Consider the following 1,069-nt stretch of genomic DNA (forward strand, 5'->3'; position numbering starts at 1 on the left):
AGATTTGCCTATGCCGTTTGGACCCAAAATCGCAAGCGTTTCGCCGCTTTTTAGGCTAAGGCTCAAATTTTGCAAAATTTGCTTGTGCTCGTATGAAAAGCTTAAATTTTCTACGCTTAAGACCATCTTTTGCCCTTTTTAACGATGATGACGCCGATCATCGGAGCGCCTATAAGCGCGGTTAGGATACTTAGCGGGATTTCAGCCGAGCTCACGCTTCTAGCCGCGACGTCGGTTAGCATCAAAAATATCCCGCCTAAAATCGCAGAAATCGGAACTAGCTGCGAGTTATCGGAGCCATAAATCAGCCTCGTAATATGCGGTATCAAAAGCCCGACCCAACCGATGATACCCGCTATTGCTACGCTTGCGGCCGTTATCAGCGTGGCAAGTACGATAAAGATAAAGCCTAAAAATTTACTCTCGCCCAAAATGCTTGCGTGTTCGCCACCTAAGGATAAAATGTTTAGCTTCCAGCCCATTAGGCTCAAAAGCACAAGCCCGCTAACGCAAACGGGAGCCAGCGCCGCTACGTCGCTCCAAGATATGGCGCTTAGGCTTCCCATCAGCCAATATACGATGCTAGGCAGCTTTTCTTGCGTGTCGGCAACGTATTTGATGACGGAGATCAGCGCCTCGAATATCGCGCCCGTGATGATACCGGCAAGCACCAGCATGAGCTTTGAGTTTTTGTTTGCCAAAACGCCCAGGGCGTAAGCTATCATGACGGCTAGAAAGCCGAAAACGAAAGCGCCTATTTGCGTGGCTACGGGACTACCGAAAGCTAAAATGCAAACCACCGCACCAAATCCAGCCCCACTGCCAACGCCCAGGATATTTGGGCTTACCAAAGGATTTGCAAACATCGCCTGAAATATCACGCCCGCCGCGCTAAGGCTAGCGCCTATCAAAAATGCCGCTATCAGCCTAGGCAAGCGTAGGTCAAGTATCAAAGCGTAAAGAGTCTCTTTATCGTTTTGATAATAATCAATTAGCCCGTCAATAGAAATCCTACCCGCAAGCAGCGAAAGAATAACTGCAAAGACTAGCAAAAGCGATAAAAACAGAT

General features: G+C 48.3%; 2 protein-coding genes. Both read right to left on the reverse strand.

Annotation, left to right across the window (positions count from 1 at the left end):
• Positions 1-126: ATP-binding cassette domain-containing protein (locus Q0386_RS10190; RefSeq protein WP_367272391.1), on the reverse strand; the 126-nt coding region annotated here is incomplete at its 3' end.
• Positions 117-1,067: an iron ABC transporter permease gene (locus Q0386_RS04545; protein ID WP_299027699.1), complete on the reverse strand. Its 951-nt coding sequence runs from the start codon at positions 1,065-1,067 to the stop codon at positions 117-119. The genes Q0386_RS04545 and Q0386_RS10190, both read right to left, overlap by 10 nt.
• Positions 1,068-1,069 lie beyond the last annotated feature (2 nt).

The organism is uncultured Campylobacter sp., from assembly GCF_938045625.1.
Taxonomy (GTDB): domain Bacteria; phylum Campylobacterota; class Campylobacteria; order Campylobacterales; family Campylobacteraceae; genus Campylobacter_A.